The sequence below is a fragment of the Brevundimonas sp. genome (assembly GCF_041911375.1).
Taxonomy (GTDB): Bacteria; Pseudomonadota; Alphaproteobacteria; order Caulobacterales; family Caulobacteraceae; genus Brevundimonas.
Map to the genome: position 1 here is coordinate 16,568 of NZ_JAYRPA010000044.1, position 11,639 is coordinate 28,206.

General features: G+C 68.7%; 12 protein-coding genes. 10 read left to right on the forward strand and 2 right to left on the reverse strand.

Annotation, left to right across the window (positions count from 1 at the left end):
- Positions 1 to 31 precede the first annotated feature (31 nt).
- The 3 genes from ACE3PU_RS08870 to rplT all read left to right on the forward strand — a co-directional run bounded on the left by ACE3PU_RS08870 (position 32) and on the right by rplT (position 2,775).
- Positions 32 to 1,978: an alpha/beta hydrolase family protein gene (locus ACE3PU_RS08870; RefSeq protein WP_374388829.1), complete on the forward strand. Its 1,947-nt coding sequence runs from the start codon at positions 32 to 34 to the stop codon at positions 1,976 to 1,978.
- Between the two features lie 191 nt (positions 1,979 to 2,169).
- Positions 2,170 to 2,367 carry a 50S ribosomal protein L35 gene (gene rpmI, locus ACE3PU_RS08875; protein ID WP_374388831.1) on the forward strand — a complete coding sequence of 66 codons (198 nt, stop codon included), beginning with the start codon at positions 2,170 to 2,172 and terminating at the stop codon, positions 2,365 to 2,367.
- Between the two features lie 54 nt (positions 2,368 to 2,421).
- Positions 2,422 to 2,775, forward strand: coding sequence for a 50S ribosomal protein L20 (gene rplT, locus ACE3PU_RS08880; protein ID WP_374388833.1), 354 nt, complete (start codon positions 2,422 to 2,424; stop codon positions 2,773 to 2,775).
- A gap of 93 nt (positions 2,776 to 2,868) precedes the next feature.
- Here the strand turns inward: rplT and ACE3PU_RS08885 are convergent, their stop codons facing one another.
- Complete coding sequence (locus ACE3PU_RS08885; RefSeq protein ID WP_374388835.1) at positions 2,869 to 4,476, reverse strand: ATP-binding protein; 1,608 nt, start codon at positions 4,474 to 4,476, stop codon at positions 2,869 to 2,871.
- 314 nt (positions 4,477 to 4,790) lie between these two features.
- Here ACE3PU_RS08885 and pheS point away from each other — a divergent pair, with 314 nt between their 5' ends.
- The 7 genes from pheS (at position 4,791) to ACE3PU_RS08920 (ending at position 10,839) form a co-directional block, all read left to right on the forward strand.
- Positions 4,791 to 5,867 (forward strand): phenylalanine--tRNA ligase subunit alpha, encoded by a 1,077-nt coding sequence (pheS, locus tag ACE3PU_RS08890; protein ID WP_374388837.1) that lies wholly within the window; start codon positions 4,791 to 4,793, stop codon positions 5,865 to 5,867.
- A gap of 13 nt (positions 5,868 to 5,880) precedes the next feature.
- Complete coding sequence (locus ACE3PU_RS08895; RefSeq protein ID WP_374388839.1) at positions 5,881 to 6,294, forward strand: hypothetical protein; 414 nt, start codon at positions 5,881 to 5,883, stop codon at positions 6,292 to 6,294.
- Entirely contained in the window at positions 6,291 to 6,686 is a 396-nt protein-coding gene (locus ACE3PU_RS08900; protein ID WP_374388841.1) for a hypothetical protein, read from the forward strand. Before ACE3PU_RS08895 ends, ACE3PU_RS08900 begins: the two co-directional genes overlap by 4 nt.
- Positions 6,683 to 9,121, forward strand: a complete 2,439-nt coding sequence (gene pheT / locus ACE3PU_RS08905) for a phenylalanine--tRNA ligase subunit beta (protein WP_374388843.1) — start codon at positions 6,683 to 6,685, stop codon at positions 9,119 to 9,121. The genes ACE3PU_RS08900 and pheT overlap by 4 nt, the downstream gene beginning before the upstream one ends.
- Before the next feature lie 183 nt (positions 9,122 to 9,304).
- A complete protein-coding gene (locus tag ACE3PU_RS08910; RefSeq protein ID WP_374388845.1) occupies positions 9,305 to 9,751 on the forward strand; it encodes a hypothetical protein in 447 nt (148 codons plus the stop codon).
- A complete protein-coding gene (locus tag ACE3PU_RS08915; protein WP_374388847.1) occupies positions 9,748 to 10,038 on the forward strand; it encodes a winged helix-turn-helix domain-containing protein in 291 nt (96 codons plus the stop codon). The genes ACE3PU_RS08910 and ACE3PU_RS08915 overlap by 4 nt, the downstream gene beginning before the upstream one ends.
- A 189-nt stretch (positions 10,039 to 10,227) precedes the next feature.
- Positions 10,228 to 10,839 carry a DUF1134 domain-containing protein gene (locus ACE3PU_RS08920; RefSeq protein ID WP_374388849.1) on the forward strand — a complete coding sequence of 204 codons (612 nt, stop codon included), beginning with the start codon at positions 10,228 to 10,230 and terminating at the stop codon, positions 10,837 to 10,839.
- 43 nt (positions 10,840 to 10,882) lie between these two features.
- Here ACE3PU_RS08920 and ACE3PU_RS08925 read toward each other — a convergent pair.
- A partial coding sequence (locus tag ACE3PU_RS08925; protein ID WP_374388851.1) for an SDR family NAD(P)-dependent oxidoreductase occupies positions 10,883 to 11,639 on the reverse strand: 757 nt, incomplete at its 5' end.

Consider the following 11,639-nt stretch of genomic DNA (forward strand, 5'->3'; position numbering starts at 1 on the left):
GTAAATCCCTGCGGGCGGGAGAGGGCGTTTCATGATCGCGACATGGGCTAAGGGCGTCGCACTGGCGATCGCTCTCGTGATCCTTGGTCAGGCGCAGGTTGCACGCGCGGCGCCGCCGCTCGAAGCCTACAGCGCCATGCCCGCCATCGAATACATGGAGTTGTCCCCGAGCGGCGACCTGATGGCCCGGGTCACCGTCGTGGGGGAGCGGCGCGCCGTCGTGGTCAGCCGCATATCGACCGGCGAACACCTCGCCGCCGCTCCGGTGGGCGAAGCAAAGGTGCGCGACGTCCGCTGGGTGGGCGAGGATCGCGTCCTGATCATCACGTCCCAGACGCGCGCCATCGCCACGCTGGGCGTGCCGAGATCCGAGCTCTACTTCGGCCTGGTCCTGGATATCGCCACGCGCGATGTGGTCCAGGTCCTGGATCGCACCACAGGCGTGCTCGGCGTGCTGGTCGGACCGACATCGGTGCGCAAGACCGGCCGTGGCGACGCCCTGTTCGTGCGGGGCGTCTCTCTGGTCGAAAGTCGCCGCATCGACCTGTTCGAAGTCGATCCCGCCACGGGGCGCGGCCGCGTGGCGCTCGAGATGGACCGGGACGTTTCCGACTATGTGCTGGACGGGGAGGGCCAGGTGGCCGCCATGGCGCGCTATGACGAAAGGCGCGGCCGCTGGAGCCTGCTGCTGCCTCTTGGGCGCTCGGGCTTTCGCACCGCCTGGGAGGTCGATGCGCCGGTCGACACGCCGACCTTTCTCGGCATGGGCCGCACGCCCCGCACGGTGGTCGTCAGCGCCTCTCGCCCCGATCTCCAGGTCGAGGGGGATAAGCCGGAAACGTCGGACGTCCTGTTCGAGATCGACATCGATACGGGCGCGTGGACGCCGCTCGCGTTCAAGGAGCATCCGGACTTCCTGCTGCATCATCCAGCCACCCGCCTTCTGGTCGGCGGCGGCCGGAGCGAGGACGACGGCGTTCGCTACGAATTCGTGGACGCCGAGGCCGCCAGCCGCTGGACCTCGATCGAGCGAGCGTTCGCGGGCAAGGCGCCGCAGCTGGTGTCCTGGAGCCACGACCTGCGCCAAGTCGTCGTCTTCACCGACGTGGGCGAATCCGGCGTGTATCAGATCGTCGATTTCGATCGGGGCGTCGCCGATATCCTGGCCGACGCCTATCCGGCCATTCCCGCCGACCAGGTCGGCGCGATCCGCTCCATCCGCTATCAAGCCGCCGACGGACTGGAGATCCACGGATACCTCACCCTTCCTCCCGGTGTGGAGGAGCCGGCCAATCTGCCGCTCGTGGTGCTGGCCCACGGAGGACCCGCCTCACGAGACGTCATGGGCTTCGACTGGTGGGCCCAGGCCCTGGCGTCGCGCGGCTATGCGGTGCTGCAGTCGAACTTCCGGGGTTCGACCGGCTATGGGCTGGCGTTCATGGAGGCGGGCTACGGCCAATGGGGCCGCAAAATGCAGACCGATCTGTCGGACGGCGTCCGCTGGCTGGTGGACGAGGGCCTCGTCGATCCGGCGCGGGTCTGCATCGTCGGCGCCAGCTATGGCGGCTATGCGGCCATGGCGGGCGCGACCCTGGACCGGGACGCCTATCGCTGCGCCGTCTCGGTGGCCGGCGTGTCCGACCTTCGCCGGATGGTGAACTGGGAGGCGAGCCAGGGAATCCGCCGCGACAACCAGACCGTCCGGTACTGGAACCGGTTCATGGGCGCCGACAAGCTGAACGACCGGGCGCTGGACGCGCTTTCGCCGGCCCTCCAGGCCGAGACGGCGGACGGCCCCTTGCTGCTGATCCATGGCCGCGACGACACGGTCGTGCCGATCGAGCAGAGCCGTCATGGCCAACGCCATGCGACGGGCCGGCAAGCCGGTCGAGTTCATCGAGCTGGACGGCGAGGACCACTGGCTGTCGCGCGCCGAGACGCGCCAGCGCATGCTGACCGAGACCGTCCGCTTCCTTGAAGCAAACAATCCGCCGGACTGAGGCGGCGGCTTGCATCGGCGCGGCGCTTCGCGTAGAAGCCGCGCCTTCGCATACCGAACCGCCGGGCGAACAGGCATGCCTGGGCGGTTCTCAAAACTCTGGACGGGCGTCCGGACCGGCGGGCTCAAGTGGTCCGAAGGACGGCAGCCCCTCCACACGGGAGACTGAAATGCCGAAACTGAAGACGAAGTCGGGCGCCAAGAAGCGCTTCAAATTCACGGCCTCTGGCAAGGTGAAGGCCGGCGTTGCGGGCAAGCGTCACCGCTTGATCAGCCACAACTCCAAGTACATCCGCCAGAACCGCGGTACGGCGGTCATGTCCGACGCCGACACCAAGAAGATCAAGTCCTACATGCCGTACGCCTGATCGGCGCGCGCTGTACGACGGATCTAAACCCAAAGAATTTGAAGGAATAGCGACATGGCTCGCGTGAAACGTGGCGTAACCTCGCACGCCAAGCACAAGAAGGTTCTGGAGCAGGCCAAGGGCTTCCGGGGCCGCCGCAAGAACACCATCCGCACGGCCAAGGCCGCCGTCGATCGCGCCGGGCAATACGCCTATCGCGACCGTCGCACCAAGAAGCGCAACTTCCGCGCCCTGTGGATCCAGCGCATCAACGCGGCCGCCCGCGTCGAAGGCTTCACCTACAGCCAGTTCATCCACGGCCTGGGCAAGGCCGGCATCGAGCTGGACCGCAAGGTCCTGGCCGCGATCGCCGCCGACGAAGCCGGCTTCAAGGCCGTCGCCGACAAGGTCCGCGCCGCCCTGGCCTGATTGCGTCTCGCTCACGGCGCGGATGACGCGTCGCGAGCGCGGCCGACAAGACAACGACGCCCGCTCCGGTCTCCGGGGCGGGCGTTGTTCGTTTCAGGCGGCCTCGGCGACGTCCGCGTCCGCTTCGGCCAGGACCAGGCGGATGGCGTTCAGCAGGGCGTCGGGCTGGATCGGCTTCTGGGCGACGCCGTTCATGCCGGCCGCGACATAGTCGGCCTCGTCACGCTCGTCGGCGTTGGCGGTCAGGGCCAGGATCGGCAGCCGCGCCTCCGGCCCCGGCAGGGCGCGGATGGCGCGGGCGGCGGCGACCCCGTCCATCACCGGCATCTTGATGTCCATCAGCACCAGGTCGAAGCGCCGCGCCTGGACGGCGGCGACGGCCTCGGCGCCGTTCTCGGCCATCTCGGCCGAGCAGCCGAACATCTCCAGCAGCTTGCCGGCCACGAAGCGGTTGGTGGCGTTGTCGTCGACCACCAGCACATGCAGCGTCTCGTGCGGCGTCGGGTCGGCCAGGGCGGGCGAGGACGGGACCGCATCGGCCGCGCACACGGCCAGGGGCAGGGTCACCTGGAACCGCGCGCCGCCCTGCGGCGAGGTCGTCAGGCCGATGGCGCCGCCCATGCGCTCGGCGATCTGGCGGCAGATGGCCAGCCCCAGCCCGGCGCCGGCGCCCTCGCGTCCCGCCTTGCCGGTGTTGAAAGGCTCGAAGATGGTCGCGGCGGCGGCCTCGGGCACGCCCGGGCCGCTGTCGTCCACCGTCAGTTCGACGCGCAGGACGCCGTTCACCACGCGGCTTTCGATGGTCGCCACGACGCCGCCGGTCTGGGTGAACTTCAGCGCATTGCCGATCAGGTTGTTCAGCAGCTGCTTCAGCCGCATGCCGTCGGCCCTGACCCAGGCGCCGTCCGACAGGATCGTGTCGACCCTCAGGCTCAGCGCCTTTTCCTCGGCCCGCGCCCGCCACAGGGCGTCGATGTCCTGCGCCAGAACCGTCAGGTCCAGCGGCTCCTCCTCCAGCGTCAGCATGCCGGCCGAGGCGCGCGACATGTCCAACGCGTCGGTCAGCAGGCGCAGCAGGCTCTGGCCGGAATCGATGACGGTGCGGACGTAGGGGCGCAGCTCCTCCTGCTCCAGCTTCTTTTCCATCAGGGCGGCGACGCCCAGCACGCCGTTCAAAGGCGTGCGGATCTCGTGGCTCATCACCGCCAGGAACTCGGACTTGGCGCGGCTGGAGGCGACGGCCTCGGCCTCGGCCAGGGCCAGATCGCGGGCGAGGGCGCTCATCGCCTCGGCGCGCTGACGGTGGACGGCGGCGCCGGCCTGGACGATCTGAAGCGCGGTGCCGACCCCGACGTAGCGGCCGCGGGACACGACGATGAAGCCGCCCAGCAGCGCGCCCAGCTCGGCCGCCCCATAGGCCTCGAAGAAGGATTCGGCGCTGGTCGAGGCCTCCGCGATCGGCGGATCCCGATCCATCAGGGCCTCGGCCGGCTTGCGGGCGTAGAGGGCGCGGCCGAACTCGGCGGCCATGCGCAGGGTGAAGGCGTTCCGCTCGATCAGCCCGACGGGCCGCCCCTCGGCGTCGACGACGGCCAGGGCCAGGGTGTTGGGCTCGGTCTGAAACCGCTCGAACACCTCGGCGCCGGGCGTGCCGGTGGCCAGGGGTGCGATCACGTCGACGAAATCACCGATCAGCGGCATCCGGTCCTCCTGCTTGGAGGACGGCTTATCGGTTGAAATTTAACGCCAGCTTTGCCGTTCGTGAACCTTTCGCGGCGGGTTTCCGACAGATTGTCCGGCCTCGGATCATAGTGTCTGACCTTGCGGCGTAGCCGTGGCGCGCGGGTGTCGCGTCGCGCCCTTGAGGAGGCCAGTCGAGCCGGTCGACGCCCGCCGGCCTGGATCGTGGGCGGGCAAGACGGCGCCCGCCGCCGATCTTGCCGCCATCGCCGCCGCGTCCTGAACGCGCCTTCAAGGGTGACGAATGCGCCGAGGCCCGCTAAGGCACGGCGCAAATGACCGATCTCGCCCAACTCGAACTCGACCTGATCAACGCCATCGGCGGCGCCGAGAGCGTCGCCGCCCTCGAAGAGGTGCGCGTCGCCGCCCTGGGCAAGTCCGGCTCAATCTCCGGCCTGCTCAAGGGCATGGGCGCCATGAGCCCCGACGAGCGCCGCGAGCAGGGCCCCCGGATCAATGGCCTGCGCGACCGCGTGGCGACGGCCATCGCGGCCCGGAAGGCCGAGCTGGAGGCCGCCGAACTGGACGCGCGGCTGCTGTCCGAACGGGTCGACCTGACCCTGCCGGCCCGGCCGCGACGCAAGGGCGGGGTCCATCCCACCATGCAGGTGATGGACGAGATGATCGCCGTCTTCGCCGAGATGGGCTTCGCCGTCGCGGAAGGCCCGGACATCGAGGACGACTTCCACAACTTCACCGCCCTGAACTTCCCGCCCAAGCACCCGGCGCGGGAGATGCACGACACCTTCTTCCTGAAGCCCGATCCCGAGACGGGCGAGCGCAAGGTGCTGCGGACCCACACCAGCCCGGTGCAGGTCCGCACCATGATGTCGCAAAAGCCGCCGATCCGCATCATCGCGCCCGGTCGCACCTTCCGTAAGGATTCGGACGCCACCCACACGCCCATGTTCCACCAGATCGAAGGCCTGGTGATCGATCGCGACATCCACATGGGCCACCTGAAGACCACGCTGGAAACCTTCATCGCCCGCTTTTTCGAGCTGGACGAGGTCCAGGCCCGCTTCCGTCCGCACCACTTCCCCTTCACCGAGCCCTCGGCCGAGATGGACATCCGCTGCGACCGCTCCGGCGGCAAGCTGGTGTTCAACACCGGCGACGACTGGCTGGAGATCCTGGGCTGCGGCATGGTGCATCCCAATGTGCTGCGGAACTGCGGCCTGGATCCCGACGAATGGCAGGGCTTCGCTTTCGGCATGGGCGTCGATCGCCTTGCCATGCTGAAGTACGGCGTGCCCGACCTGCGCCCCATGTTCGAGGCCGATACACGCTGGCTGGCCCACTACGGCTTTTCGGCCTTTGCGGCCCCCAATCCGGCCTCGGGCCTGAGCTGAACGAGATTTCAAGATGACCGATCAAACTGAAACGTCGATGTCAGCCGAAGAAAAGTTCGGCCGCGAACTGGTGGCCCGCACGACCTTCGAAAAGGAAGCCGTGTGGCTGCCGTCGTTGGCCGTTCACCACATGAACGCTGGCAAGACGTTCATTGAGGACAAGACTTTCACGGAATGTCTGATCGAGGGGCCGGCTGTCATGGCGGTCATGAACGGTACGACGTTCGACAGCTGCAACATGGGCGTGGCGTCCAACCCGCGAACCCTGCTGCTTCAGCCGCTGGGCGACATGATCGCGGGTGTCGTGGGCATGTCCAACTGCCGCTTTGTCCGCTGCCGCTTCGTGCAGGTGGGCTTCACGGGCGCCCCGGATCTGCTTGAGCAGATCGAGGCCGACCTTCTCAGCGCACGCGCGGTGCAAGCATGAGCCGGCTGCCGATCAACCGCCCCGTCAATCTTGCGCGCGACCTGACTCAGACCACATTCGAGAACGTCGATCTGAACCTGCACGATCTTTATCAGCACTGCCGCGACAAGGGCGCGGTCGTGGGGCGCACCTTCACTGGCTGCCGGCTAGATGGCCCGGCGATCGTTCTGGTCGGACCCGGCACGAGGTTTGATGAGACGAACTTCGGCGACTCTCGCGGCGGCATGAAGAATCTTCTGCTTCAGCCGATGGGTGACAAGGCATTGGGCACAATCCCGATGCATGACTGCACCTTCGTCGGCTGCGAATTCTACAATGTCGGCTTCACCGGCGCCGCGGAAATTCTGGAGCAGCTGGCGGCCGTTCCGACGGTGGCGGGGCCTGCGGCATGAAGTTCACCCTGTCCTGGCTGAAGGACCACCTCGAGACCGAGGCGGACGTCCATCGGATCGCCGAGGCCATGACCATGGCCGGGCTGGAGGTCGAGGAGGTTCTCGACCCCGCGGCCAAGCTGGCCCCCTTCACCGTGGCCAGGATCGTCTCGGCCGAGCGGCATCCGAACGCCGACCGGCTGCAGGTTTGCCAGGTCGACACCGTCGACGGCATGAAGGAGATCGTCTGCGGCGCGCCCAACGCGCGCGCCGGCCTGACCACCATCTACGCCCCCATCGGCGCCTATGTGCCGGGCCTGGGCGTGACCCTGGTCGAGAAGTCGGTGCGCGGCGTGGTGTCCAACGGCATGCTGTGTTCGGCGTCCGAGCTTGAGCTGTCGGACGAAAGCGACGGCATTCAGGAACTGCCGCCGGAGATCCCGGTGGGCACGCCCGTCGCCGGCCTGTTCGGCGCGGAGCCCGTCATCGACTTCGAGGTCACCCCGAACCGGCCCGACTGGCTGGGCGTCGCCGGCATCGCGCGCGACCTGGCCGCCGCCGGGGTGGGCAAGCTGAAGCATTTCGACATCGCCGTGGTGCGCGGGGCCTTCCCCTCGCCGATCACCGTGCGGCTGGACGCGCCCGAAATGTGCCCGGTCTTCGCCGGCCGCGTGATCCGGGGCGTCAAGAACGGGCCGTCGCCGGCCTGGCTGCAAAAACGCCTGACCGCCATCGGCCTGCGGTCCATCAACCGCCTGGTCGATGTGACCAATCTGATCGCCTACGACCGCGCCCGCCCGCTGCACGTCTATGACATGGCCAAGCTGGTCGGGACCGAGATCGTGGTGCGCGCGGGTCAGGTGTCGGCCGGGACCGCCCATATCGAAGGCGGCGAGCCCGAACATCTGATCGCCCTGGACGGCAAGACCTATGCGGCCGCGCCGACCGACTGCATCATCGCCGACGCCGGGGGCGAGCGCCCCATCGGCCTGGGCGGCGTCATGGGCGGGGAATCGACCGGCTGCGACGACGACACCACCGACGTCTTCCTGGAGAGCGCCTGGTTCGACCCGCTGGTCATCGCCCAGACCGGCCGTGCGCTCGGCATCCATTCGGACGCCCAGTACCGGTTCGCGCGCGGCGTCGATCCCGTCTCGGTCACGCCCGGCTTGGAGCTGGCCACGCGGCTGATCCTGGACCTGTGCGGCGGCGAACCGTCGGAGATCGTCTTCGTCGGCGAGCCCCCGGCCAGCCCGGCGCCGTTCGCCTTCGACCCCGCCTATGTGAAGCGCCTGACGGGCATGGACCTGGCTGACGACCGGATCGGCACCATCCTCGGCCAGCTGGGTTTCCTTGTGACAGCCGCTCCCGCCGGTCAGGCCGAACCCTGGATCGTCACCCCGCCGTCGTGGCGGCGCGACGTCGAAGGCCCGGCCGATCTGGTCGAGGAGGTGGCGCGGATCGAGGGCTTCGACGCCCTGCCGTCCACGCCCCTGCCGCCCGTCGCCCGCCCCGCCGGCGGCGTGCTGAGCCCGCGCCAAGCCCGTGTTCGCACGGCGCGCCGGGCGCTTGCCGCCCTGGGCTACGCCGAGGCCGTCACCTGGTCCTTCACCAAGGAATCGACGGCCGCCCTGTTCGGCGGCGGCGATGAGCGGCTGGTGCTGGAGAACCCGATTGCGGCCGATCTGGACTGCATGCGGCCCTCGGTCCTGCCGAACCTGATCCAGGCGGCGGCGCGCAACGCCGCGCGCGGTTTCGCCGACGCCGCACTGTTCGAGATCGGCCCCATCTATCTGGGCGACGGTCCAGGCGATCAGCGCACGGTCATAGCCGCCCTGGTCGCCCCCCACGCCGCCCGGCATTGGGCCGGCGCCGCCGATGACCCGCTGTTCGCGCTCAAGGCCGACCTGGCCGCCCTTCTGGAAGAGATCGGCGCGCCCGTCGCCTCGCTTCAGCTGGCGCAGGGGTCGAACCGCGACTGGTGGCACCCCGGCCGTTCGGCCCGGCTGCAGCTGGGACCGAAGAATGTGATGGTCGAGTTCGGCGAATTGCATCCGCGTGTTCTGAAGGCGCTGGACGCCGACGGCCCGATGCTGGCCTTCGAGATCGTGCTGGACAACGTTCCCGAACCGCGCGGCAAGTCGGGCAAGGCGCGCGGCGCCGCCGACCTGTCGGCCCTGATGCCCCTGACCCGCGACTTCGCCTTCGTGGTCGAAGACGCCAAGCCGGTGGGCGATCTGGTCCGCGCGACGGCGGGCGCCGACAAGGCCCTGATCGCCGACGTCCGCGTCTTCGACGTCTATCGCGGCAAGGGCGTGGACGACGGCTTCAAGTCCGTCGCCCTGGAAGTCGTGATCCAACCGCGCGACGCCACCCTGACCGAGGCCGAGATCGACGCCCTGACCGCCAGGATCGTGGCGGCGGTCGAGAAGCAGGGCGGCCGCCTGCGGGCGTGATGCTGACCTAAGGCGGCCGGCGACCCAGCGCGGACGTCGGCCCCTAAGGTGGCCGGAAACGTAGGCGGGCACGGCCCGTCCAATGGCGAACCTCTTCATCAGCATCACTTTCCAAAATCGAAAATGATGACTTGCCAAGGCGGAAAATGACGCTACTCTTTCCGCATTGGAAAGAGGTGCTGAATGACGTCGGATCAAGACCCGAAGGCCGCCCTGGCTGCAATCAAGGCCGCCCGCGAAGGCGTGGCGCCGCCAACGACTTACCCGATTGGCTATGATGTTCTGTACGGGGCCAGTTGCGCTCTGCTGGTCGCGGCTCAAGGCCTGCCGGCGCCATGGTCAATGCTCATGCTAGTGCTTGCACTGGGTGGTCTGGTGCTCATGATCACATCCTGGCGCCGCCGCTTCAAATGGTGGGTGAGCGGTTACTCCCCGCCACGCGCCAGATGGGTCGCCATTGTGATGGGCGTTCTCTTCATCGGCCTGATGGGAATGTCGCTCTACGGTCGCTTCCAGGGACCGGGCTGGCTGTTCCTGCTTTCTGGCGGGATCGGATTTTTTGCGGCGATCCTCGGCGGCCGGATCTGGATGCACGTTTGGCGGCGAGAACTGGGCGGGGACGTCCGATGACGCCGCTTCCTCGGTTCGACCCCGTCATTCATGCGCCTGGACGCCTGCAAATCTGCGCTATTCTTTCCGGGGTGGATCGGGCTGAGTTCAGCTTGTTGAGGGACCGGCTCGGCGTTTCTGACTCGGTTTTGTCCAAGCACCTCAAGCTGTTAGAGGACTCAGGCTATCTGGCGCTGACCAAGGCGTCCCAAGGCGGTCGCCAACGGACGTGGGCCAATCTGACAAAGCAAGGCAAGGCGGCATTCAAGGCCCATGTCGCGGAGCTGAACCGGATGGCTGCGCTGTGACGCGCCGCGCGCCGCGCCGTGTCAGCGGCGTGCTTTCTGTGCTGGGTGCGCGAGGTCTCTGCCGATCCGCCCCGCCCGTAAGGTCTGGTTAACCTTGAAGCCGCAAGGCTGCCGCAAAGGTCGGGGACGGTGCAGCGAAGACCGGCGCGCCAGCCGGCCGTCCTCTCGTCGCCTCTCGGAGCGTCTCCCATGCATCGCCGCCAAATGATCCTTTCCGGCCTCGCGACCGCCGCGGGGGCCTCGTCTCTGGCGGCCTGCGCCTCGGCGCCGCCGCGCGATCCCAACTATCCGATCCGCTCGGACCAGAACGCCCAGGCCTACACCTTCGACGAACTGGTCGCGGCGGGCTCGCGCGAACTGGGCATCGCCGCCGAGGTCGTGGGCGGCGCCATCGAGCGCGTCTTCGCCGACCAGGGCGACCGGCCGACGGCCTATATCGCGGGCGAGGAAGGCTCCGGCGCCGTGGTGGTCGGCGCCCGCTATGGCCGCGGCGCGCTGCACATGAAGGACCTCAGCGCCTCGCAGGAGGTCTTCTGGCAGGGCGCCTCGATCGGCTGGGACTGGGGCGGCAACGCCAGCCGGGTCTTCACCCTGGTCTACGGCCTGTATCACCCGGACATGGTCTATCGCCGCTATCCCGGCGTCGAGGGTTCGGCCTATCTGGTCGCCGGTCTGGGCGTGAACTATCAGCAGGCGGACGGCATCGTGCTGGCGCCCATCCGCACCGGGGTCGGCCTGCGCCTGGGCGCCAATGTCGGCACCATGAGCTACAGCCGCCAGCGCAACCTGCTGCCTTTCTAAGGGCGCTGTGCTCGCGAAGCGGTCGCTAGCGGCCTGAGCGATTTCAGCTCGCCAGCCGCAGCGGCGGCGGGGCGTCCAGGATCGCCTCCAGCCCCTCGCGCCACGTGGGATACTGCGGCCGCCAGCCCAGCTCTGACTTGGCCAGGGCGTTCGAGACGCGCTTGGAATCCAGATAGAAGCGCCGCATGGCGTCGCTAACGCTGTCGTCGGTCCAGTCGACTTCGGGCGGACGCGGCAGGCCCATCCGCGCGGCCGCCCATTCGACCACCACATCGGCCGGCGACGGTGCGTCGTCGGTCAGGTTGTAGGCGGCGCCGGGGCGCGGTCTTTCCATCGAAGCGAACAGGCCCGAGACGACGTCGTCCACATGGATGCGGTTGAACACCTGGCCGGGCTTCCTGACCAGCTTCGCCGTCCCGTCCCGCAGCCGCTCGACCACGCTCCGGCCGGGCCCATAGAAGCCGGGCAGGCGGAAGATCTGCACCGTCAGCCCCATGCCCCGCGCGCCGTCCAGCCAGTCGCGCTCGGCCCGCACCCGGCGGGCGCCTTCCAGGTTGGCGGCGTTCAGCGGCCCGTCCTCGAACACCCAGCCGCCGCTCCGGTCGCCATAGACGGAGGTGGAGGACACATAGCCGATCCAGTCGGGCCAGGCGTCGCCCGCCACCGGCCCCAGGGCGCGCAGGGCGGGGCAGCCGTGGGCGTCGGGCGCGGCGGTGATCAGAACCGCCGTGGCGGCGTCCAGCGCCGCCTTCAGCGCGTCGGCGTCCGTCGGGTCGATCGCGGCGACGCCCTCGGCCGCC

What these genes read in the sequence shown, in the direction of transcription:
- rpmI (WP_374388831.1), top strand. Translation starts at nt 2,170, where the DNA reads ATGCCGAAACTGAAGACGAAGTCGGGCGCCAAGAAGCGCTTCAAATTC.
- rplT (WP_374388833.1), top strand. Translation starts at nt 2,422, where the DNA reads ATGGCTCGCGTGAAACGTGGCGTAACCTCGCACGCCAAGCACAAGAAG.
- ACE3PU_RS08870 (WP_374388829.1), top strand. Translation starts at nt 32, where the DNA reads ATGATCGCGACATGGGCTAAGGGCGTCGCACTGGCGATCGCTCTCGTG.
- ACE3PU_RS08910 (WP_374388845.1), top strand. Translation starts at nt 9,305, where the DNA reads ATGACGTCGGATCAAGACCCGAAGGCCGCCCTGGCTGCAATCAAGGCC.
- pheS (WP_374388837.1), top strand. Translation starts at nt 4,791, where the DNA reads ATGACCGATCTCGCCCAACTCGAACTCGACCTGATCAACGCCATCGGC.
- ACE3PU_RS08885 (WP_374388835.1), bottom strand. Translation starts at nt 4,476, where the DNA reads ATGCCGCTGATCGGTGATTTCGTCGACGTGATCGCACCCCTGGCCACC.
- ACE3PU_RS08895 (WP_374388839.1), top strand. Translation starts at nt 5,881, where the DNA reads ATGACCGATCAAACTGAAACGTCGATGTCAGCCGAAGAAAAGTTCGGC.
- ACE3PU_RS08920 (WP_374388849.1), top strand. Translation starts at nt 10,228, where the DNA reads ATGCATCGCCGCCAAATGATCCTTTCCGGCCTCGCGACCGCCGCGGGG.
- ACE3PU_RS08915 (WP_374388847.1), top strand. Translation starts at nt 9,748, where the DNA reads ATGACGCCGCTTCCTCGGTTCGACCCCGTCATTCATGCGCCTGGACGC.
- pheT (WP_374388843.1), top strand. Translation starts at nt 6,683, where the DNA reads ATGAAGTTCACCCTGTCCTGGCTGAAGGACCACCTCGAGACCGAGGCG.
- ACE3PU_RS08900 (WP_374388841.1), top strand. Translation starts at nt 6,291, where the DNA reads ATGAGCCGGCTGCCGATCAACCGCCCCGTCAATCTTGCGCGCGACCTG.